A 23133-nucleotide genomic window follows, 5' to 3' on the forward strand; every position below is an offset into this window, starting at 1 on the left:
TGCCAAACCTTCGATCAGAAACGGGTGCCGTCCAGACGCAAGGGGGATTGTTGAAGGTCCGTGGCCCAAAGGACTTCAAGCTTGCGCAGCAGTGCGAATGTTTCCTCGAGAGCCTTCAGGTCCTGTTCGGATCGCACGATCTGGTCCTGATTGACCTCGTCGGCTGCCTTCACGGCTCTGCAAAGCATCTTTCCCTTGTCGGTCAGACGGATACGGGCTGAGCGCCGGTCCCGTGCCGAAGCCGTTCGATCGACGTAGCCGGACTGGACAAGTTGCTTGAGGCTGTAGGACGCATTCGATCCGAGATAGTGACCGCGGTCCATCAGATCCCGCACGGACAGGTCGTCGTCACCGATGGTGAAAAGCAACATGGCATGGGCGGGAGAGATGTCGTCCGCGCCTATTCGGATCAGATCGACGCGGAGGCGGTCAAGGTAGCGCCGATACATTCGTTCGATGACTCTTACGAGTTCGAAATGGTTCGCTTGCGACGCCGGAGCCGCGATCCTTTCCCTTTCCCCGTATGCTGAATGATTGATGGATTCTTCAACCATAGGTTCAGTCCGCGAAACGTGCCCATTCATGTCCCTTGTTGCGTCTTCTAAGACTTTGTGCATTTGCCCCAAACTCCCACCTACATTCGAACTAAATTCGAAATAATTTCATCGCTATTCTGCTCCCTGTCTATGCACATTGATGCATTTATTAGTTTTGTTTTTGCATTTCTTCTCTTTGCCAATCGATTGCCATAATTAAAGGCACTAGATACCCCAAGTTAGTCTATATGCTTTCGTCATTCCTATGGAAAAGATGTGTCGTTTTCTGGGCAATCGCTCTTTTTTTCGCACGTGCGAACACACCTATCGGTTGAGGTTTCGGAGAATCTTGAATGGTTGAAAAGACAACACCGGACGCAATCGATCCGTTCCGTCTCATAAGAGAGGCTCGAGTCACCTTTGCAACCGGTCTCGCCGCAGCAGCGCTTCTGAGTGGGTTCATCACGCTGCTGCAGATGATCGTTCCGCTGTTCATGCTGCAGGTTCATGACCGGGTTCTGAACAGTCAGAGCCTCGATACCCTGACAATGTTGCTGATCATCGCCTGTGGCGGGCTGATGCTTTTTGCGATTCTGGAATTTATCCGCAGCCAGATTTTCCAGGTGATGGGGAGCGAACTGGTTCGGCGTCTCAACCTGACGGCAATCGAGGCGGGGGTGAAATCCTCGCTGGAGAAGGGGGGCGGTATGGCCTCCGAAGTGCTGCGGGACCTGAACGATCTCCGCACCTTCATAACCAGCAACGCCATCAGCGCACCGCTGGAAGCCATGTGGGTGCCGCTGTTCCTGATTGTGCTGTTTGCCCTGCATCCGCTTTACGGGCTGCTGGCTGTTGTTTCAGCGATTACGCTGATCGGGCTCAACCTCCTGTCCGACATGACGACACGCTCGCTGTTGAAGGAAGCGAACACCGCCAACTTGCAGAATGTCGCGACGATCGCCTCCACGCTTCGCCACGCAGAGACGATCGAGGCAATGGGGTTGATGCCTGCCCTGACGCGCCGTTGGCGCAAGGGGCAGCTCCATGCCACGGAACTGATGGCAATGGGAAGCCGGCGCGGCAAGGCAATCCACGCGCTGACGCGAAGCCTCCGGTTTGGCATGCAGATCGCGGTTCTGGCGCTTGGCGCGGATCTCGTCATCAAGGGAGAGGTGACTGCCGGCACGATGATCGCCGCAAGTATCCTGATGGGGCGCCTGCTGACCCCTTTCGACAATCTCACGGAAAACTGGCGCCAGTGGGTGTTCGCATCAACCGCCTGGGGCCGGGTGCGCGAGGTTCTGGAGAACCACTCTTCGCTTCGCCAGACCGTGCCGACCCCGCCCAGCCAGGGATCGCTCAAGATCGACAAGCTGGTCTACGCGCCGCCCAACGCACCGGTGCCTGTTATCAAGGGCATTTCGTTCACGCTCGAACCCGGTGACGTTCTTGGCATTGTCGGCCCGTCGGCAGCCGGAAAGTCGACCCTGGCCCGTCTGCTTGTAGGTGTTCTTCAGCCCACGACGGGCGGCGTCTTTCTTGATGGACACAACGCCTATCTCTGGGAGCGGGCGTCCTTTGGCGCGATGGTCGGGTATCTGCCGCAGTCGGTGTCTCTTCTGGATGGAACGGTTCGGGACAACATCTCGCGCATGTATGATGCCGATCCTCAGATGGTGATCGATGCGGCACGTGCCGCCGGCGTTCACGAGATGATCGGCCGGATGCCACTCGGCTACGACACGCCCGTCGGTGACAACCGTTACACCCTGTCTGGCGGACAAAAGCAGCGTGTCGCCCTTGCGCGTGCGCTGTTCGGACGGCCGCGCCTGCTCGTGCTCGACGAACCCAATGCCAACCTGGATACGGAAGGGGAGGTTGCTCTGCTGCGTGCTATTTCGCAGGCAAAGGAGGATAAAGCCATCGTCATCGTCATCGCGCACAGACCGGCGATCATGGAGGCGGCCGACAAGATCCTGGTGCTGGAAGATGGCCGGATCGGCCAGTTCGGTGACCGGACGGATGTCGTCAGCAGTATTTCCAGGCGCCTGCCGGCACCTGCCGCACCCCGTGCCCTGCCGACGAGTGGAGAAGTGGCATGAGCGAGCGTTCCGAGCAGGCAAAGCCGCCGGTTTCCATGCCTTCGTCCGAGGCGGCGACCGGAGCAGGCCAGGCCTATTGGATGGCCGCCCTCAAGGCGGACGATGCGCGCCCGCCAAGCTTGCGCAAACCGCTTCTGGCGGCAGCTCTGGCCGTTTCGATCGGCTTTGGTGGATTTCTGCTTTGGGGATTTACCGCCGATCTCGATAGTGCGGCGGTTGCCACCGGCAAGGTGATTGTCGACAGCAAGCGCAAGACCATCAGTCATCTGGAAGGCGGGATCCTGCGCCGGTTGCTCGTGCAGGAAGGGGATTTCGTGGATGCCGGCCAGCCGTTGGTGGAGCTGGACGACACACGCGCACGTGCCGAGTTGGCGCAGCTCCATGGCAAACGGACCAGTTTGCTGGCGAGACTGGCCCGTCTCAGGGCCGAGCGGGACCTGTCGGAAGAAATCGTATTTCCGGAAGAGCTCAAGAACAGCAGCGAGCCCCTGATCGCCGAAGTGGTGGCGGCCGAACAGGGGGTGTTCGAAAAACGCCGTCAGGTCTACGAGGGCAAGATCGCCTTTCAGCAGAAGGAGATGGAGCAGTATGTGGCGCAGATCGAGGCCAATCAGGCCCAGATCGAAGCCACCGGGCACCGGCGAAAGCTGCTTGAGGAGCGTGTCGACGCCCTCAGCGGCCTGGAGAAGAAAGGTTTCACGTCAAAAGCCATGCTTAGCGAAGTTCAGCTGGAACTGAGCGAGATGATTGGCGACGGCGGTGAGCTGGAGGCCCAGAAGGCGCGTGCGGAAAAGGCGCGCCAGGGTGCGGAAGTTGCCCTGTTGCAGGCCGAACAGGAATGGCAAAGCGACATTGCCGGAAAGATCCTCGAGGCTCAGCTTGAGCTGAACCTCACCAACGAACAGATCATCTCGTCGCAGGATGTCCTCGACCGGCTGGTGGTCCATTCCCCTCAGGCCGGTATTGTCTCCAGCATCGAGATGCGGACACCGGGAGGGGTGGTCGAGCCTGGCAAGGCGATCATGGATATCGTTCCGCGAGACGAGAAGATGCTTGTCGAGGTTCGGATGAACCTGAACGACATCGATACCGTTCGCGTCGGCTCGGAGGCACGCATCAGGCTGACTGCCTATGACCGGCAGAACACCAGCCCGCTGGGAGGGGAGGTGACCTATGTCGCTGCCGACCAGACCGTCGATCCCCAGACGCAAGCGGCCTTCTACATCGTGCGCGCACAGGTTCGTTCCGAAGAGCTGGACGGCAAGCCCGCCTTGACGCTTTACCCGGGCATGCCGGCGGAAGTCCTGATTATCCGGCGTGCTCGCAAGGCAATGGACTATCTGCTCGAGCCGATCACGCAAAGCCTTGATCGAGCTTTCCGGGAAGACTGAGGCGCTTTTTTTGTGCTCCAATAAATTTTTTTAACGACGGGCGGCGTTGACCGCCCGTTGCTTTTTCGGGGTCCCGGTCCATTCCGAGCGTCGGGGTCTTTTCCTAGTGCAGTGCGAAAATTACACCTTTAACGCGATTAGTGCGTTGCAAAACTACCATGTCGTTCATTTTCCCGGCGAGGCGGTTGAGTGCTGTTTCGGCATGAAGTGCGGGCGGTTTCAAGCATCTGAAAAATCGCAGAAATTGGATTTCAATCTATGGGGGATCATGTGGTTTCATTGATTTTGTTTTGAATTTCGAAATAAAATACATGTAAAGGAATTGTATTTTCGATATACTATTAAATGAAAAGTAGAATTAGTTTATCTCCTTCAAAATATTGCCTTATTTTTTTCACTATTCGTCCCTTTGAAGAGATTAGTAATTGTGTATTGTACTTCTCGCGCTGCAAAAATACGGGGTTTGTGCAGTGCGGTGTGCCGCGGTTCGCGGGGCGTCAAATGTAACGAGGCGAACTTCAGGAGTTAGCTACATGGCCACGATTGAAGGCAGTGCTTTTCAGGATTTCCTGCAAGGTACCAATGCTCAGGATTTCATATTCGGATTGGGCTCATCGGATGTTCTGCTCGGCAATGAAGGGGACGACTTCCTCTTCGGCGGCCGAGGTGGAGATCTGATCGTCGGCGGAGAGGGTGCCGACAAGATTTTCGGGCAAGGTGGCGAAGACGTCATTCTTGGTGGTGAAGGCAGCGATACCATCTTCGGCGGAGCGGGCTCCGACTACATCGAAGGCGGTGCCGGCGGCGACATCATTTTCGGTGGCGAAGGAACCGACATCATTGACGGCGGTGCCGGCAACGATCTGATGTTCGGTGGCGGCGACCACGATGTCTTCGTGTTCTCCGGCGGTGGCGGCAACGACATCGTCATGGATTTCCAGGTCGGCGATCTGGTGCAGATCTCTAGCAACATCAACGATACCGACGTTTCCTCTGCTGCCGATGTCGCCGCACGGGCGACCCAGGTCGGCAACAACACGGTCATCGATCTCGGCAACGGCGATACCGTCACGCTCAACAACGTCGATGCCGACGATCTTCAGGACAATCCTGACGGCTACATCGTCGTTTCCTGATGATCCCGCACCCGGGCACGCGGTCGTCCGTGTGCCCGGGTACCGGCCTTTGGCCTGTGGCCGTCCGCAACTCAGGCCTTAGAACAGTGATGGACAAAGATGCTCGAGACCCTGGGCAAATACGCCGAGGCGGACTTTGAGTCCCCGCATTACTTCCAACTTACGCCGGAGGTTCTTCTTCTTGTCTGGGATCCGGCGCATCAGGTAAATGCTGCGCCCCGGCTTGTGGAGCAGGGCGGTCAGTCCTTCGGCTCCATTGCGAGTGTCCGGCTGAACCGGCTTGATGGCCGGTCGCGTGTCGTATGGGCTGTTTCGCTGAAGGAAAAAACCAGGCTCAGTCTGAAGTTGAGCGCCGGCGCGGTCGGGTCCGAGGCGACGCTTTCTGTCGACGCCGCAAAGCCTGGTCCTGCCGCCGATGCCTTCGCCATTACCAATGGCCTCAGTCAGGCCGCCTGCGCCGTTTTCGTCACGACTTTCCTGAGCGCCTGGTCCGGCATGTTCCGGCTGGGGCGCTCCCGCAGTTTCGTCAATTTTGCAAGAGAGCTGCTGCGCTCCGTCAACGATGCGCCGCCGGTTGTGGATGCTGTCGCGAGCATCGGTTCCGTCCGGTTGCTGGAAACTCTCATCAACAGCGACAGCACCGACATCAAAACAGCGGTCGTGATCGGTGATACGGGTGTTCTGCGGCTGGACAGCGGAACGTGCAACACGCCCTACAACGGCGGCAAGAGCAGATTGTTCCTCGGTGCCGTCGACATGCCGCAGCCGCCTGCCAACGGCTTTCTGGTGCTGTCCGGAAGCTGGGGTCTGGCGATCCGGAAACTGGCTACCGACAACGTGAAGCGCACTGTCGGTGCATGGTGGGCTACCAATTCGCGCAAGCTGCTGGAAGTGCGGGACTACCTGGTGTCGGACGTCGGCGCCAAATCCGATGAGGCGCGTGCAGCCATACGGGACCTGCAGGTGAGCGATCCCTTGCCGGCGCGCCGGCATGGCTCGCTGTCAGAGACCGGCTCCTTCTGTGCAGTGGAAACCGCTGTCGCCTGCGAAGCCGGTGTCCTGGTCGGTGGCTGGCTGCGCGATCCCGCCCGTGTCTATCAGGGGCTCGATATTCTTGCCGGTGACGCCGGTCCGGTTGCGCTTGAACTACACACGTTCGATGGCGTTCTGCCGGAAACCCAGGGCGGATACGCGATAAAGCGCTTTGTCGCGTTTGCGCCGGTCGGCAGGGCGCTTCAACACAATCTGCAGCCCCGGTTCGAAGTCCGGTTGGCATCGGGGGAGCGGGAACTGCTGGTGCCGCCACCGCAGCCGGGTGACATCCCCGACACGAGGGCGAAGGCGCTTTCCGTCGTGACACCGCGCCATGCGAGCGATGAGGTTCTGGCGACCTGCCTGTCGAATGTCTTGTCCGATATCCAGTCGCGTTTCCGGCAATCAGTCGGTGAACCGTCCGAAGTTCTGTTCGGCAAACCGCTAACCGATCCGACCGTGTCGATCGTGATCCCGCTTTACAAGGTGTTCGAGTTCATCAAGGCGCAGCTTGCGGCGTTTTCCGCCGACAGCTGGCTGGCGGAAAACGCCGAGGTGATTTTCGTGCTCGACTCTCCCGAGCAGGTAACCCATGTGGAGGACCTGCTCGCCGGGTTCCATCTTCTTTATGGCCTTCCCGTTCGGCTCGTCGTGATGGAACGTAACGGCGGCTATGCGCTTGCCTGCAATGCAGGTGCAAAAGCGGCGCGCGGGCGCTATCTGGCGATGATCAATTCCGATGTCGTGCCGGTCGAGGCCGGCTGGCTCGAACAGCTGTGTGCCAGCCTGATGATGGACGAGCAGGTAGCGGCAGTAGGCGGCAAGCTGCTCTATGCAGACAACGCCATTCAGCATGCCGGGTTGAAGTTCATCCAGGACGACAAGGGCCGCTGGTTCAACCATCACTACTACAAGGGTTTCCCGCGTCAGTTTCCGGAAGCCAGCACCTCCCGCGAGGTGCCGGGGGTAACCGGTGCTTGCCTCGTTCTGTCGAAAGCCGATTTCGAGACGGTGGGAGGGTTCACGACGGACTTTATCGTCGGTGACTACGAAGACAGCGACCTGTGCCTGAAACTCCGCAAGTTGAATCGCAAGATCTACTATCTGGGCGACGTCGAACTCTACCACTTCGAGCGTGTTTCCATTCGCAAGAACGAAGATTACACGCGCGGTGTCGCCTCTCAATACAATCGCTGGCTCCACCAGTCCCGCTGGCAGGACGACATCGTTGCCCTGATGGAAGCTGCGGAGCGGCGTGAAAAAGGGCTGAGTGCATGAATTCGCCGGTTCTCATCAAGGATGCCACCAGTCTGGTCACATCCCCACTCGGCAGTGAGCGGATTGCAGACCTGCAAGGTTACATCGGCCGTAACAGGTTCCTGCCGGTTCCCCCGAGCGAGGACAACTTCGTCGGAGATGGTGACTATCTTGCCATCGGCACGGAGTTTCTGGGTCACTTTATCGACCTTGGGGGCTTGCGCGCGCATGAGCGGGTGCTTGATGTCGGTTGCGGCATTGGCCGGATGGCAGTGCCCCTGACCCAGTATCTGGATCCGGACACCGCCCGGTATGTGGGTATCGATCCGGCATCGGCGGGCATTCAATGGTGCACGCGCAACATCGGGTCGGTCTATCCCAATTTCCGGTTCATGCATCTCGATATCGCCAACGCTCTCTACAATCCCGACGGCTATATCCGCGGCACGGAGATTGCCCTGCCGTTCGCCAACGGCTCGTTCGATTTCGCCATCATGACATCGGTGGTCACCCATCTGCCGTCGGAAGAGATCCTGCCCTATTTCCGCGAAATCTCGCGCCTCATGGAGCTGGGAGGCAGGTTGTTTCTGTCGGCTTTCGTGATTGCGCCGGACCGCGGGGAAGGCTTGATCCCGCGTGTCGTGTTCCGACGCGACGGCGAGGGGCCTGCCTGGTACGGCAACCCGCAAGCGCCGCTCGCAGCGGTCGCCTTCGATGATGGTTTCCTCGACAGGGCGTTGGAGACGGCCGGATTCGAAATCGCCCTGAAGCGGTTCGGGCACTGGCGCGGCGGCAACGGGGCTCCGCATTACCAGGACTTTTTCGTTGCCGTGAAAACGTCGCGGGGGGTGTCCTGATGCGGATCCTTGTCTTCGCGCATAATCATCCGGATCTTCACCCCGGCGGGACGGAAACCGTCGCGCTTGACCTGGCAAGGGCCTATCGCAAGGCCGGGCACCAGTCGCTGTTTGTGGGTGCGACCAACCATCTGCACCGCGAGCCGCATCCGGGTACCAGCTTTCAGGCGATCAGCGACAGCGGTGACGAGTTGCTGATGTGGGCTGGTCATTTCGACCGGTTCAACATGAGCCAGATCGATCTGCAAGCCTTTGTACCGGACATGCGGACACTGCTGGAAAGCTTCCGGCCGGATGTGGTCCATATCCACCATCTGCTGTTGTTCGGTGTCGAACTGCCGGTTCTTATCCGCCGGGTGCTGCCCGACGTGCGCATCGTTATGACGCTGCACGACTATTACGCGATCTGCGCCAACGACGGCGTCCTGATGAAAAGCCCGGACGAAGCCTGTGCCGCGCTTGGGTCGGGAGGACTGTGCAAGTGCCTGCCCGAAGCAAAGCCGAACGACATGCGTCTGCGCGAGCGGTTCATCAAGACGCATCTGGAAGCCGTCGACGAGTTCGTATCTCCAAGCGCGTTTCTGCGTGACGTCTATGTGCGCTGGGGCCTGCCGCCGGAGAAAATCAGGATCATTCGAAATGGCAGGCCGGACGCGGTACCGGCCAAGAGCCGGTCGGCTGACGACACGCCCAAAACCGTGTTCGGCTATTTCGGAAACCTGACCCCCTGGAAGGGTGTCGAGGTTCTGCTGCAGGCGGCAAAGCTGTTGGTGGAAAAGGACATGGAATTCGAGCTGCGGGTCCATGGCGGTGCTCCCTTCCAGAACCAGGAATTCGTCAAACGCATCGAAAAGCTGTTCGAGGAAACCGCACCCAGAGTGCAGCGCCTGGGGGCTTACAAACCTGATGATGTCGCCGGTCTCATGGAACCCGTCGACTGGGTCGTCGTGCCTTCTCTGTGGTGGGAAAACGCGCCGCTGGTCATTGCAGAAGCACAGCAGCACGGACGGCCGGTGATCACCAGCGGTGTCGGCGGCATGGCCGAGGCCGTCAGGGACGGCGTCGATGGCCTGCATGTGCGCAAGAACGATCCGGTCGGCCTGGCAATCGCGATGGCGACAGCTGCCGGAGATGCCGCGCAGTACCGGAAACTTGCTGCCAACATCCGCAAGCCGCCGTCCGTCAGCGCTGTTGCCGAACAATATCTGCGCCTGTTTGCCGACCGGCAAACCGCGGCGCGTGAACCTGCTGCCTGAGGAAAACGAAATGAGTGTAACCCCTCTTGAACAGGTAAAACCCGGATCGGACGCCAAGCCGCCGCAAGCTGTTGCTGAGGCCAGGGAACAAGCCGTTTCCGCGCGGCTTCAGGGGCGTGTCGATGCATTCGAAAACGGCCGGCTGCTTGGCTGGGCCTGGGATGCGTCGAGCCCGAGCGACCGCATGACCATCCACGTCTTCCACGACGGTGAGCGAGTTCTCAGCAAGGTTGCCGAAACCCAGCGCATCGACTTGAAGCGTAACGGCATCGGCGACGGCCATTATGCGTTCGACATCGAGTTGCCCCAGGCCGTTGCCGCAGCACCTGGCGGACTGACTGTTGTGGCGGAAACCCCCAAGGGGGAAGCGCAACTGAAGTTGCCGCGCCCGAGCGCAGAAGAACGCGCCGCGGAAGCTGCCGTCGCCATGCCTCTGGCAGTGGTGATGGAGAAAGTCGACCGGCTGATCGTGGCGCAGCGCCAAAGCGCTGTTGGCCAGCGTGATGCAACGGCGGTCTTGCGCGAGACGGTACAGCGGATCGATGCGCTGGCATCGAACGAGGGCGAACTTGGCGAAGCCATGTCCCTTCTGAAAAACGGCCAGGGAGACCTCTCCCAGAAGGTCAAGGAACTGGAAGTCTTCCTGCTGCGTTTCGATACGACGCTGAAGGGTTTCGATGACCGGTTGAAGGTCCTTGGAGAAAAGAGCCGCAACAACCTCAAGGTTCATATCCTGCTGCTGGCGATCCTTCTCGGGTTTGTCGGGGGCATGCTGTTTGCCGCCGCAGGCGGTCTCTGGAGGTAAGGAACGATGGAGCCTGTCGTCACCCTGGAAGGCGTGAAGAAGCTGCCCGCGAGAGCAGAGCGGCAGACACCTGCGCTGAAGGCGCAGGGGAGCGCAGGGGCGCAGGTTCCACTCGACGGTCATTCGGTTCTTTACGTCAACCTCGACCGCGAAACGCTGTTGATCGCCGGGGTGGGGGAAGCCTTTGCCGGCGGGGTGCCGGCTATCCTCAACGAAGACCCGAAGATGGTCGTACCCTGCACGGTGACGGTCCTGCCAGCCGGAAACGGCCTTTCGGGAAAAAAGCGTCCGTTCATCGCAATCCTGTCTCCGGTGCCAGGTTCTGCCGCCCGGCCAGACCGGGTGACGATCCGCAGCCAGGGGCATGCCTACCCCTATGGCGTCAGGCATCAGGCGGAAGATCTCAAGAGCTTCCTCAACAGTGTCGGTGAGCTGTCACCTCAATCGGTGCCGGACATCGTTGACGGCCTGGTCCAGGCATTGCTTGGCGCGGGAACCACACCTCAGGCAATGCAGACGGCCGCCAGACTTGTCGATGCTGTCGCGGGGCGCGACGGTTTCATCGAGGTGCTGGGTGTCTTCGACGCCGGAGATATCTACCTCCAGGGGTGGGCCAAGGGCATGCCGGTGGGAACCAGCCGGGTGTTTGTTTTCGACGGCGCATTGAAACTCGGTCAGCTGGCCGGAAGTCTTTTCGAGCGCATGGACACCGGTGGCAAGGCACATGGTTTTGCCGGTTTGCTCGAGGTTGAGGGCGGTCTTGATACCGCGCAACTTCGCAAGGTTTTCTTCCGTGGCCGCGCTGGATGGAGCGTGGTTGAGGTTCATGAACACAGGACGATGCCGCCGGCCCGGGCTCTTCCCTCCCACATACGGGCCCTTCTGCCGAAGCTCTCCCCCGCGGGTGACGGCAGGGCCCGGCTGGAGCTGGCGGGCCGGCGGTTCGATGGCCGGGAAACGGTTAGCGAGCTCGACGTCCCGGTTCGTGTCGGTATCGATTTCAGCGCTTCACTGGATCGGGCCGGCGTCCTGTTGTCGGGCTGGCTGCTTAATCCGGAAGACCGTGTCGAGACGGTCTTCCTGCGTTCGGGTTGCATGAGTTGTCGCCTCGACACGCGCTGGACGACGCAGTTGCGGCCCGACGTGACAAGCGCTTTCGAAACATTGTCACCCTTTCTGAACGGGCCGGATGCACTGCAACGGCACGGGTTCCTTGTTCATGTACCTGCCGAGGAAATGTCAGGCACCGAGGGTACGTATCTGGAGGTCGTGCTGAAAGATGGCAGGTCCGCCTTTGCTCCGCTGGCGCTTGGCAGGGCTTCGCCGCGTTCCGCGCTAAGGCGACTTCTTTCCGGGCTGGATCCGGCAACGGCATTCCGTCCTGACTTTCTGGAGCGCCATCTTCTGCCGGTTTTGCAGGCCAATGATGCGCCCGAACCAGTCATCGTCGAGACGATCGACTTCGGGGCAGTGGATGAAAACGCCGCTTTCGCCCTTGTGATCGGTCTCGACGGAAATTTCGAGAAGTCACGTGTCCTGCTGTCGCTGTGTGCGCTCGATCCGCTGTTGCGGCGCGCGCCGGTGGTCCTGGTTGCCTCGCAGGATGAAGCGCTGGAGCAGGTTGAAGACTTCAGGCAACTTGCCGGTTTCTACGGTCTCGCCGTCCGCCTGGTGCTGGCGGACCACGTCGAGGACGCGCTCGATGCGCTTCAGGCGGGCGTCGAGGCCTCACCGGCGGAGACGGTTGTTTGTCTGTCTTCCGGCGTGTTGCCGCGCGGCTCGGGCTGGCTGGAGCCGCTGCTTGCGGCGTTTCAGGCACAGGATGCTACCTGTATTGCAGCCCCCACGCTGCTCTATGAAGACGAAACCATCAGATGGGGCGGCGCCTGGATCGAGCCGGAAGACGGCCGCTATCTGTTGAAGCAACATTATCTCGGTTACCCGCGCCGGACACTTCATGGCGCGGATGTCAGCCCTGTTGCCGCGGCACCGTTCGATTGCTGTGTGCTGCCGAGATCGGCCCTCGCGGAAGCCGGGGGCTTTTCAAGGAAATATCTTGGCACGGACGAGAAAGGGCTCGATGCCGCCCTGCGGCTGAAACTGTCGGGCATCGGTTCGCTCTGGGTGCCTCAGGTGGAGATGATCCACGCCGAGGATGGTCGCCCGGGAGAGCGGTCCTGGAAAAAACTGGTTTCCGAACTCGATCGCCGCAGTTTCGAGCGAACCTGGTCTCCGTTTCTTGCTGACCTGGCAGAGGATATCCGATGACGGCTGCTCACGAGGAAAGAACACCTTCCAAGGCCGCGGCGCTGCGCGTGCTCGTCATTTCTCACGGCCATCCGACACTGTCACTCGGCGGAGCGGAAGTGGCTTCCTACAATCTGCACCAGGGCCTGAAGGCCCTGCCGGGAACACAATCGTTCTTCCTGGCGCGGGTTGGTGACGGCTATCCGCGGCACGGCCAGTCCGCGCTGATGGGGGTCGATGACGCCGATGACGAGCTGCTTTTCCACGCTGACGACTACGACCCGTTCCTGGTGTCCAACCGCAACACCGGAGACCTGCACAGGGACCTGCGGCGGTTTGTGCGCACCCTGCGTCCGGACGTGGTGCATTTCCATCATTTCATCGGCTTCGGGCTAGAGACACTCTACACGGTGCGCGACGCCTTGCCGGACGCCACCATTCTGGTGACTTTCCACGAGTTCCTGTCCATCTGCCATCATCATGGGCAAATGGTCAAAGCAGGCGGCCATAAACTCTGCGAGACGGCCACGCCGATTGCCTGCAACGGTTGCTTTCCGGAGATTTCGCCGGCCAGTTTCCTGCGCCGGCGGCAGTTCATCAAGTCCATGCTCGGGCTTGCCGATGGCTACATCTCGCCCAGCCGTTTCCTGGCGGATCGCTATGTCGCCTGGGGGCTGCCGGCGGACAAGATGACCGTTATCGAAAACGGCCTGAACGTGAGCGAACAGGCGACGCAGCGTTCCGTGGCAGCCGGTGGCCGGCGGAACCGTTTTGCGTTCTTCGGCCAGATGACGCCCTACAAGGGGGTGGATGTACTTCTGGATGCAGTCCAGCGAGTTCCCGAAAGCATCTGGGGGGAAGATGCCACGCTGACCATTCATGGCGGCAATCTTGAACGTCAGCCGGAAGCGTTTCGCAGTCGAATTTCAGAGCTTCTGGAAGCGGCAGGATCACGCGTGCGTTTCGCCGGCAGCTACCAGAACAAGGATATGCCGTCGCTGATCCGGCAAACGGACTGGGTGATGATGCCGTCCGTATGGTGGGAGAACTCACCTGTGATCATCCAGGAAGCGTTCTTCCATGGGCGACCGGTTATCTGCAGCGGCATTGGTGGCATGGCCGAAAAGGTTCGCGACAAGGTCGACGGTCTGCATGCCCGGCCGGCAAGCCCGGAAGACCTGGCAGACCGCATGGCGGAGGCCTTGCGCGATCCGGGTCTGTGGCAACGTCTGCGGACGGGCATCAAGCCACCCAAAACGCATCTCGAAAGTGCCGGCGAGCACGTGACCCTTTATCGCGAGGTTCTAGATGGCGGCCTCGCGTCTCGTCCCGGTGCCCTCAAGCAAAGCGCCTGAGAAGACAAAGGAATATGGAATGACACGCGTTCTGGTGATGATACCGTCCGGCGAAGTCTACGATCACAACAATGTCCGCTGGTACAGCCATCAGGACATTCAGCGCAACCTGAACCACTATCACAATATCGGCGATGCCTTCGTTTTCGATTCCTCGCTGAAACTGCTGAAGTACGACAGGCTCGAAACCCTGACGATCCGCGAATTCAACCCGGCGGAAGTCGACCGGTTGCGGGATGAATTCGACTATGTCGTGTTGCGCGGGTCCAACTACATTCACGGCGAGATGGACTGGGAAATGGCGGAGCAGGTGCTGCGCCGGCTCGGGCTTCCGGTTCTGGCTTTCGGAATTGGTGCCCAGGCGCCGGTGGACGGCAAGCTTGTGCTGTCGGATGCCACGAAGAATGTCCTGCGCCTGATTGCAGGTTCGACGACATCTGTCGGCGTTCGCGGTGCCTACACCGCCGAGGTGCTGGAAGACATCGGAATTTCCAACACGCGGATCATCGGTTGCCCGACGGCATTTCGCCACAACGACCCCGGTCTGAGGATCACGCTGCCCGAGATCGATCGCATCCGGAAAGTCGGCCTGACCGTGCGGCGCGAAGTGTCGCCGGCATACGCCAGGGATATCCGGCAGTATCTCACGTTCCATCGCGACCTGATCAAGTCGGTTGCGGCCCGCTTCGATACCGTTCTGATGGCGCAAGGCGAGCTGGAGGAAAAGAAGCTGGTACTTGGAACGCCTGCGCAAAAAGATCAGGCGATTTCCTCGCTTCGGGAGAATGCCTGGGTTGGCGAGTGGTATCTGGACGACGACATCGAGTGCCTCTACCGCAACTCCATGTTCTATTCCGACGTTGTTGCGGACTATGATGCCTGCGTCAAAGCCTGCGACCTGGTGCTCGGCTATCGCCTCCATGGCAACCTGATGGCTTTGGCCAACGGCGTCCCGGCGCTTTATTTCACCTACGACAGCCGCACGCGCGAATTTGCGGAGACGTTCCGAATCCCGAGCTTCGACGTCTTCAGCGAGAAGGTGTTCCGCCTGAGCGACTATTGGGATCAGGGCCTCTTTGACCGGTTCAACCGGGCCTATGAGGCCACCTATTACGCCATGGGTGACTTCCTGAGCGAAAACAATGTGCCGCATGTCATGCGGGAGCGTGCGCCGGCGCAGCAGAGGAAGGTGGTGGCTCTCATGTAGCTTGATAAGAATATCATTTCGAATTTTGAAGTATTTTATTCGTATTATTTGAGTAATATTGCGATAGAAATGCATCTATATTTTGTGAAAAGCAATAAGTAGATAAATATATTTACATAATTCTATGTTGCGCCGCATTATTGTCACAAACAAACATAAATCTTGTGCATGTATATTAGTTGAGCAAGCGGATCTCCGGCAGGGGAACGCTTCACAGTTCAGATGGGGGCTTGCATGACAGTCGTGGCTACACAAGACACGTTTCCCGTTCACAACGCTACGCGTGAGATGCTGCTGCTGAAGGAGCTGACCTTGATCGTCGTGGGCGTATCAAGGCAGGACATTCCCGGGCCGTTGCTCGAGGCGGTCAAGACGGTCTGGTTCGAGGGTGTCGAGGACGACTACGCCCTGTTTTCCGACGAGAGCGCAGGCCGGTACCAGGTGTCGGAAGCGCCGCTTCTGCCACTGGCCGTGATCGTGGATCCGGCTGCAATGGATGCAAAGGACGAACTGCACAAATGGATGCAGCAACGCGGTGTGGTTCAGTTGCCACCGGTTATCGGTTGGGGTCGTGGCGGTGAAGTGGAGGCTGTTTCCTCGATGGTCGGGCTGGTTGCCGATCATGTGAAATCGGGTGCGCGGCGCCTGGTTCTGTCCAGCAAGGAGCTGAAGACACTTCGCAGCCTGAACGACGACCTGCAGAACCGGTTTGCCGCACTTGAAGCGTTCCTCAACCGGCATGGTCTGCAGCCGCTGGATCTCCTGTTCAGCAACGAACCGGCCGAAAACCCGCTCAACCCGAATGTGCTGGCAAGTGCCTCCGTCGATGGTGTCAGTCAGATCCTGCCGGTGCCCAGTTCCGGTGTCAGCGGAGTGGCGGTGCATGTCGAACAGACCGGCAGCCGTCCCGACATCAAGCTGCGTGCCCAGTTGATGACGCTGGAGGACCAGAGGATCGTCGATACCTGGCATTTCTCCAGTGGCGATCTGTCCACGGGCTGGAACATCTTCGGCCTGTCGCGCTCGACTGCGGGCCTGCGCAGAACGCTGGAGTTCCGCATGCAGGTTGAAGAGACCGAGGACGAGGTACCGCTTCTGTCCGTCGGTGGTCTGCAGCCGGTCGAAATGTTCCATGTGCGCGATGCCGCCAACGGCTTGTCGGTCCTCAAGAACAGCCTCGCCCTTCAGGTGTGGGGTGGCATTCCGGGCGTTTCCATGCCGCCGCACGCCAACTACATTCCGGCGCAGTCGCAACAGGTGAACCTGGACGAAGGCTTCCGCGATATGCCGATCGCCCCGGGCATCCTGGAGCACGCAAGCCTTGCCAATTCCGATGAGGTGTCCTTCGATTTCGAAGCGATCATGCCGTTGCCGACGGAACGTGCCATCGGCTGTCACCCGCCTGCGGAAGGCATGACCATCGGACAACTTCCGGCAGCTTGTCCGCCGCAGGTGATCCGCATGTCCGCCAAGGCATTCATCGACAACAGCCGCGCCGCCGATATCGATTTCGCCATTGTGGTTGCCAAGGACCTTGGCGCGGCCAAGGCGCTCTTCAAGGGAGAGCGTGAACAGTCGGTCGGCGAGGCGTTTTCCGGCTGGAAAACCGTCAGCTACGGCGAGACGGCACATCTGAGCGCCTTTGCAGGCGAGCGGATCGGGGTCTGGCAGAATGTCTATTTTGCCACCCGGATGAACGAAGCGACCGGTAACGATTTTGCCTGGGCGAAATTCGCCAACTTCCGCGCTGTCGTGAGCGGGTAGGCCGGCATGCTCCAGCACACTGGATCAAGACCGGGCTTGCCGAATGTGCGTTACGCACAGTTCGGCGGTTCCGGCACGGCTTCGGCCACGGTCGCCATCGTCATTCCGGTCTACAAGCATTCGGTCCTTCTGACCGAGGCCATCGACGCGGCATTGGCCCAGCAGGCGCCGTTCAACATCGCGGTCGTGATCGTTGACGATGGTTGCCCCTTTCCCGAAACGGGGCAAACGGGGCGGGCCTATGCGCTCGCCTACGACAATGTCTATTACCTGCGGAAGGCCAACGGCGGTCTGAGTTCTGCGCGCAACTACGGCATCGACTTTGCCTTGCGCAGCTTCTCCGATCTGGAAGCGGTCTATTTCCTGGATGCCGACAACCGGATCACACCCTCGGCGATCCGCGTTCTTCTCGACTTCATGAAATCCAGTGATGGCGTGGATTGGGTCTATCCCAATATCGACAAGTTCGGGATCGAGTGGAACGGCAACTATACGGCGGAATATTCGCGCCTTCTGCACGTTACCTTCGACAATATCTGCGAGGCCGGCAGCCTGGTCTCCAGATCCCTCCTCGACGCCGGGGTTCGTTTCGACGAGAGCATGAAGTCCGGCTTCGAGGATTGGGATTTCTGGCTGCAGGCGATTTCTCATGGCTTCAAGGGAGCGAACTATCCCTTCTTCGGCTTCGAGTACCGCCAGCGCGCCGAAAGCATGTTGCGCGATTCCAACCGAACCCGTGACAGCATCCTTGGATACATCAAGGACAAGCACAAGAAGCTGTTCTCCACCGAGACGCTGCTTGGCTGGGAGCACGAGGAAGCGCCACGGTTCGTTGCATTCGGAGCAGATACCTACCTGGTCGATCTCTTCACCGATCCTGTCGTTGCGCACAAGAAGCGCAGCATCGAGGAATTCGTGAAGACCTTCTGGGCAGCGCAAGCCGAACCGGAAACCTACGGCGTACCTCCGTTCTGGCTGTGGATGTCGCCGGCACACAGGGACGCGCTGAAAAGCTGCGGTCTGCTGCACAACGTCTTGTGGCTGACCGAGCGCCTGTCGGCGTCCCATCATTTTGTCGCGCTTCGGTTCGAAAGCGACAAGGACCGGTTGGCGATTGAGGTGAACGAGCTGGGCGAAGGCAAGGAACTTGCCAAGAAGCCGCTTGGCTGGATGTGCTCGCTCGACATCATGAAGCAATGTGTCGAGGACAAGTCCGACGACTGGATCCGGACATTGAGAGGTGCCAACCCGGCACCGAAGATAGCCGAAGTCGTCGTGCGTGGGCCGTTCTCGGCGGAAGACATTCAGGGCACCGCCCTGTCTGCCACCAACAGCCTTCTGGCCACGCTGGGGGCCCTGCGCGAGTCCGGCTATCGCCACGGGCCCGGCGAACGCTGGATCTGGCGTTCTGCCTACTTCCCGAACCGCAGCAAGTATTTCGAGCTGCTGCGGCACAGTGCGGGGGCAGCCCCGATCATGCCGCGTCTTGGCCGTGAGGGCGCGCCCCTCAGGGTCGGTCTGTTGTTGCCGATCGCCACGTTCGGCGGTGTCGAGAAGGTTGCCTACGCGGCTGCCCGGGTTCTGAAAAAAGCCGGGTGCGAAGTCCACCTCTATGTGTTCGGAAAGCCGGTCTACAACCACATCTCCGACAACGACGGGGTGTTCGACACCATCAACTTTCTGGCCGACGACTATCCTCTGTGGGGTGGTCCCAACATGTTCTCCGGCCACGAGTTGCTGATGGGGCATGACGAAAACGCGCGGGCCGAACAGGTTCTCGGGTTCCTTTCCGGCCTTGATGTGGTGATCAACAACCAGCTTGCCCCGGCCAATGCCATTTTCGGCGAACTTCGCCGGCGCGGGGTCAAGGTCGTCAACTACGTGCATGTGCTGGACAGTTCCGAACTCGGCCGTCCGGCGGGCCATCCCTATCTGACGCTTGCCTATGAGCACATCTACGACAGTGTGCTGACCTGCTCGCGGGACATGGCGGAGTGGCTGCACGGCATGGGCGTGCCTGTTGCCAAGCTGCTTCATATTCCGAATGCCGCCGGTTACCCAATGGCGCCGGAAGAAGCCAAACGGCTGTCGGACAACCGTCAGCAAGACCGCGATGGCCGCCTGCGGGCTGTGTTCCTGGGACGGCTGGACAGGCAGAAAGGCATCGAGCGGATCTTTGCTGCGGCTCGTGCCCTGAAGCGCAAGGGTGTCGACATCGACTGGCGCATTGTCGGTTCCGACGTCATGGACGCAGGGGCAGGCGGTTCCTGGAAGGAGCGGTTTGCCGAACTCGGTATCCGGGTCGATCCGCCGATCTATGACAGTCGCAGGCTCAGCCGATTGCTGGCCTGGGCCGATGCCTTCGTGTTGCCGTCCAGATGGGAAGGTGCGCCGCTCACGATCATCGAGGCACAACGTCTTGGCTGTGTGCCTGTCGCCACCGATGTGGGGGCCGTAAGCGAGCTGATCGAGAACAAGGTTGATGGCCTGTTGCTGCGCTCCTCTGACGATGGCGTGGTGACCCATGATCTGATCACGGCGCTCGAAACACTGGCAAAGTCGGAAAGGCTGCTTCGAACCCTTTCGACCAACGCGTCGCAGCGCAGTGCAGAGCGCAGTTGGGAAAAGAGCCTGCAGCCGTTCCTGCGGCAATTGCACAACTGGTTCCCGGATCGCCTGCAAAGCATCCGCCGAACCAAGGCGCCGGTGGCGCAGATTTCCAGTTCATCCGAAACGACCGTCCGGGGGAGTGCCGCTGACGGAGCAACGCTCTGGCAGCAACGCGGACGTCAGACGTCCGTCCGGTAATCGAAGGGCCCGAGCCCACATTTTTGAAAGGTGCAGTTCACATGAAGAAGCTCTTCGTTCTCAACGGCGGCGCTGCCGTCAAGCCGGGCAACAAGTCGGCATTTCTGAAAATCGATGATCCCCTGTCGACCTTTGCACGCGGCGGGATCAACACGGGCGACGTTCTCGTCTATGACGCGATGTTGAAGGCGCTTGCCTACGACCAGATCACCAACGTGCAGTTCGCCCATGCGGCCGACGAGAAACTCTGGCCGACCGACGATTATGACGCCACCGTCATTCGCGGATCCAACTACCTCACAGAGACGGTTGATATCGGCAATGTCATTCCGCTCCTGAAGAAGCTCAAGGGACCGATCGTCCCGGTGGGTGTCGGCGCCCAGGCGGCGAAATACAAGAAGCTGGAAATGCCGAAAGGCAGCATCGAGGCATGGAAGATCATCGCCGACAAATGCGAAACGATCGGCGTACGCGGTGTCTACAGCGCCGAGGTCTTCAACGACATCGGCATCAAGAACATCCGGATCATCGGCTGCCCGAGCTTCTACCGCAATCTGAGGCCGTCCATCGAGATCAAGCCGCTGGATCCGGCCAACGCTCGTGTCGGCCTGACGCTGAACAAGTATCTTTCCGCCGACTATGCGTCCAACGCCACCAAGACCAACCGCATGCAACGGGCGCTCATCGAGGCTGTGGCAAAGCGGCCGGCCAATCGTCTCTATTCCCAGGGCGAGCGCGAGGAAACGCTGGCAATCTTCGAGACCGGCGAAGCCAAGCAGAAGCACATCCGTTCGATCCTCGGAAAGTACAATCTGGAGGGCGACAAGGATGTCGAGGCGCTGATGAGCGAGCGGATGCAGGCATTCTTCGACGTTGATGAATGGGCGGCAGATGCGCGGGACAATGTCGACGTTCTGGTCGGCTTCCGCCTGCACGGCAACGTCATCGGCCTGCACCAGGGCATTCCCGCGGTGTTCTTCACCTACGATTCCCGCATTCGCGAATTGTCGACGCTGTTCGCGATCCCTTCCGTCGAGATCGAAGACTACATGCCGATCAACCTGGAAAAGATCTTCGAGAGCGCCGACTTCTCCAAGGTTCAGCATGTCTACCGGCTGAATTATGCCGAGTACCATCGCTTCCTCACCGAGAACGGCCTCAACCACGTGCTCGCAAAACCGGTGGCCTCGCCGCCTGAGCAGCCGCTGGTCAAGCCGAACCTTGTGAAGATCGACCAGACGACCGAGGAAGTAACGGACTGGTTCCGGGGCGAGGTCGATTTCATGACCAGCGAGATCGAGACCTTGCGCAGCCGCGCGTGGAACCTGGAACTGAAGCTTCGCGAGAAGACATCGCCGGACGCCAGCGCGAAACTGGCAAGCTGACCGGTTCGCGGGATCATGACACGACCCGGACCTGTGCTGAGCCGTCGCCGGTTTCTGACCGGCGCGGCAGCCGGTGGCATGGCGGGGGCGGCGCTTCTTGCGTCGCCCCGCAGCTTGCTGGCCCTAACCTCGAACGACCTGCCTGCCCCTCTGCAGCGGATGGACGGCGACTGGCAGCTGACCTTCCAGGATGATTTCGACGACCTCCACCGGTTTCAGCAAACCTGGGACCGCATGCGGATCGGAGGGGACGGTCATCCAACCATGCGCTACCCGAGAAACGTGGTGATGCAGGAAGGCGAACTCGACCTCAAACTCGGCCATCAGGCCGATCCGAAACGGCCTTTCACGGGAGGCTACGTTCGGACCCGGACCTTCCGCCAGACTTACGGCTATTTCGAGTGCGAGATGCGCATCGCGCGCGAGGCCGGTGTCAACAATGCCTTCTGGCTGATATCCGATCGCGAGACGGAGGGCGACACACATTTCGAACTGGATGTGGCCGAAGTCAAATATCCGAACATCGTTCAGGTCTCAGCCCGCCGGTGGCGCCCGGAAAAGAAGGTGCTTGCCGCAAGTTACCGGGCGCATATTCGGCTGGACGACACCTTTCACCGCTATGCGATGCTCTGGACCCGGCAGGGATTTCGTTTCTACGTCGATGACATGGAGGTCTTTGACGCACCCAACGATTTTGCTCACACGCCAGCGCTGCTGCTTCTCAGCAATGCGGTCGCGCCCTTTGCCGGCAAGAACGATGGTGACGTTGCCGGAGCTGCAACCAGTATCCGCACCGTGAGAGTGTTTCAGAACACTTCAGCCTAGAAACGATTGGCTCCGCCAATGAATTGAGCCGGCAAGTCCGCTTGCCGGCTCAAACATGTCAGGCGTCAGACCTGGTCAGGCGACGGTTTCGTAGCCGCGCGGGTTCTTGCAGACCCAGTTCCAGGTGTCGCGGCACATGTCCTCAAGGCCGCGCTCGGCCTTCCAGTTGAGCAGTTTTTCCGCAAATTCCGTGTTTGCGAAACACTGTGCCACATCGCCTTCCCGGCGGGGAGCGATGGAGTAGCGAATCTGTCTGTTGGAGGCCCGCTCGAATGCCTTGACCATCTCCAGCACGCTGTAGCCGTTGCCGGTGCCAAGGTTGACCGCAAAACAATTGGACGGGGCGGAGCCTGATCCGAGCACTTCATGTGCCCTCAGATGGCCTTCGACCAGATCGATGACATGGATGTAGTCGCGGATGCCGGTTCCGTCCGGCGTGTCGTAATCGTTGCCGAAGACCGAAAGCTCCTCCCGGCGACCGTCCGCGACCTGGGTGATGAAGGGCATGAGATTGTTCGGGATGCCTTGCGGATCTTCGCCCACCAGCCCGCTTTCATGCGCGCCGACCGGATTGAAATAGCGCAGGATGCCGAAGCGCCAGGAGGGGTCGCTGGCGGCGACATCGCGCAGCATTTCCTCGATCATCAGCTTGGTGCGGCCGTAGGGATTGACGGCGCTCGTCGGGTGATCTTCGGTCAGGGGCAGGAATTGCGGGTCGCCGTAAACGGTCGCCGAGGACGAGAAGATCATTTGCTTCACGCCGCAATTGGCCATCGCCGACAGCAGGCGATGAGTTCCCACGACGTTGTTGTCGTAATAGGCGAGGGGGATCTTGGTGGATTCACCAACCGCTTTCAGGCCGGCAAAATGCACCACCGCCGTACAGCGGTACTGCTTGAGGATTTCCTCCATCCGCGACTGATCCCGGATATCGGCTGTTTCCAGAGATACCTTCGCACCGGTGATGGCTGCTACCCGCTCGAGACTGACCTGGCTCGCGTTGGACATGTTGTCCACCACAACGATGTCGTGCCCGGCCTGAAGAAAAGCCACGCAGCAATGCGAGCCGATATAACCGGCACCGCCGGTAATGAGTACAGTCATCCAAACCTCTTTTGGCTTCGACGGAGAAAACGGAAAGGAAATTCAGCCCAGAATATCAAACGATTA

The 23133-nt window shown here is 59.8% G+C and carries 16 protein-coding genes; 14 read left to right on the forward strand and 2 right to left on the reverse strand.

The genetic code is table 11. From position 1 onward, the window contains the following. Positions 1–14: 14 nt before the first annotated feature. Positions 15–449 carry a MarR family transcriptional regulator gene (locus FIU93_RS12340; protein WP_228148025.1) on the reverse strand — a complete coding sequence of 145 codons (435 nt, stop codon included), beginning with the start codon at positions 447–449 and terminating at the stop codon, positions 15–17. 440 nt (positions 450–889) lie between these two features. Between FIU93_RS12340 and FIU93_RS12345 the strand changes: the two genes are divergently transcribed. From FIU93_RS12345 to FIU93_RS12410, 14 genes are all read left to right on the forward strand, one after another. Continuing rightward, positions 890–2638 (forward strand): type I secretion system permease/ATPase, encoded by a 1749-nt coding sequence (locus tag FIU93_RS12345; RefSeq protein WP_152505724.1) that lies wholly within the window; start codon positions 890–892, stop codon positions 2636–2638. Next, entirely contained in the window at positions 2635–4029 is a 1395-nt protein-coding gene (locus tag FIU93_RS12350) for an HlyD family type I secretion periplasmic adaptor subunit (RefSeq protein ID WP_209010353.1), read from the forward strand. The genes FIU93_RS12345 and FIU93_RS12350 overlap by 4 nt, the downstream gene beginning before the upstream one ends. A gap of 533 nt (positions 4030–4562) precedes the next feature. Next, positions 4563–5165, forward strand: coding sequence for a calcium-binding protein (locus FIU93_RS12355; protein ID WP_152505725.1), 603 nt, complete (start codon positions 4563–4565; stop codon positions 5163–5165). A gap of 99 nt (positions 5166–5264) precedes the next feature. Beyond that, positions 5265–7475 carry a glycosyltransferase family 2 protein gene (locus tag FIU93_RS12360; protein WP_152505726.1) on the forward strand — a complete coding sequence of 737 codons (2211 nt, stop codon included), beginning with the start codon at positions 5265–5267 and terminating at the stop codon, positions 7473–7475. After that, positions 7472–8311: a class I SAM-dependent methyltransferase gene (locus FIU93_RS12365; protein ID WP_023003326.1), complete on the forward strand. Its 840-nt coding sequence runs from the start codon at positions 7472–7474 to the stop codon at positions 8309–8311. The genes FIU93_RS12360 and FIU93_RS12365 overlap by 4 nt, the downstream gene beginning before the upstream one ends. Beyond that, positions 8311–9567 (forward strand): glycosyltransferase family 4 protein, encoded by a 1257-nt coding sequence (locus FIU93_RS12370; RefSeq protein WP_152505727.1) that lies wholly within the window; start codon positions 8311–8313, stop codon positions 9565–9567. The genes FIU93_RS12365 and FIU93_RS12370 overlap by 1 nt, the downstream gene beginning before the upstream one ends. A gap of 10 nt (positions 9568–9577) precedes the next feature. Then, a complete protein-coding gene (locus FIU93_RS12375) occupies positions 9578–10372 on the forward strand; it encodes a hypothetical protein (RefSeq protein ID WP_145903541.1) in 795 nt (264 codons plus the stop codon). 6 nt (positions 10373–10378) lie between these two features. Next, positions 10379–12640, forward strand: a complete 2262-nt coding sequence (locus tag FIU93_RS12380; RefSeq protein ID WP_152505728.1) for a hypothetical protein — start codon at positions 10379–10381, stop codon at positions 12638–12640. Continuing rightward, positions 12637–13974 (forward strand): glycosyltransferase family 4 protein, encoded by a 1338-nt coding sequence (locus tag FIU93_RS12385; protein WP_152505729.1) that lies wholly within the window; start codon positions 12637–12639, stop codon positions 13972–13974. The genes FIU93_RS12380 and FIU93_RS12385 overlap by 4 nt, the downstream gene beginning before the upstream one ends. A 19-nt stretch (positions 13975–13993) precedes the next feature. Continuing rightward, on the forward strand, positions 13994–15181 hold the full coding sequence (locus FIU93_RS12390) for a polysaccharide pyruvyl transferase family protein (protein WP_031270444.1): 1188 nt from the start codon (positions 13994–13996) through the stop codon (positions 15179–15181). Positions 15182–15415: 234 nt separating this feature from the next. Further along, positions 15416–16945, forward strand: a complete 1530-nt coding sequence (locus tag FIU93_RS12395; protein WP_077291995.1) for a DUF6212 domain-containing protein — start codon at positions 15416–15418, stop codon at positions 16943–16945. A 6-nt stretch (positions 16946–16951) separates the two neighbouring features. After that, positions 16952–19753, forward strand: coding sequence for a glycosyltransferase (locus FIU93_RS12400; RefSeq protein WP_023003333.1), 2802 nt, complete (start codon positions 16952–16954; stop codon positions 19751–19753). Between the two features lie 41 nt (positions 19754–19794). Next, entirely contained in the window at positions 19795–21138 is a 1344-nt protein-coding gene (locus tag FIU93_RS12405) for a polysaccharide pyruvyl transferase family protein (RefSeq protein ID WP_152505730.1), read from the forward strand. Between the two features lie 15 nt (positions 21139–21153). Then, the gene (locus FIU93_RS12410) at positions 21154–21963 is read left to right on the forward strand and encodes a glycoside hydrolase family 16 protein (RefSeq protein ID WP_152505731.1); all 810 of its coding nucleotides are present in this window, start codon (positions 21154–21156) and stop codon (positions 21961–21963) included. A 75-nt stretch (positions 21964–22038) separates the two neighbouring features. Here the strand turns inward: FIU93_RS12410 and galE are convergent, their stop codons facing one another. Then, a complete protein-coding gene (gene galE, locus FIU93_RS12415) occupies positions 22039–23067 on the reverse strand; it encodes a UDP-glucose 4-epimerase GalE (protein WP_023003336.1) in 1029 nt (342 codons plus the stop codon). Between the last annotated feature and the right edge of the window lie 66 nt (positions 23068–23133).

This window comes from Labrenzia sp. THAF35 (genome assembly GCF_009363595.1).
Lineage (GTDB): Bacteria > Pseudomonadota > Alphaproteobacteria > Rhizobiales > Stappiaceae > Roseibium > Roseibium algicola.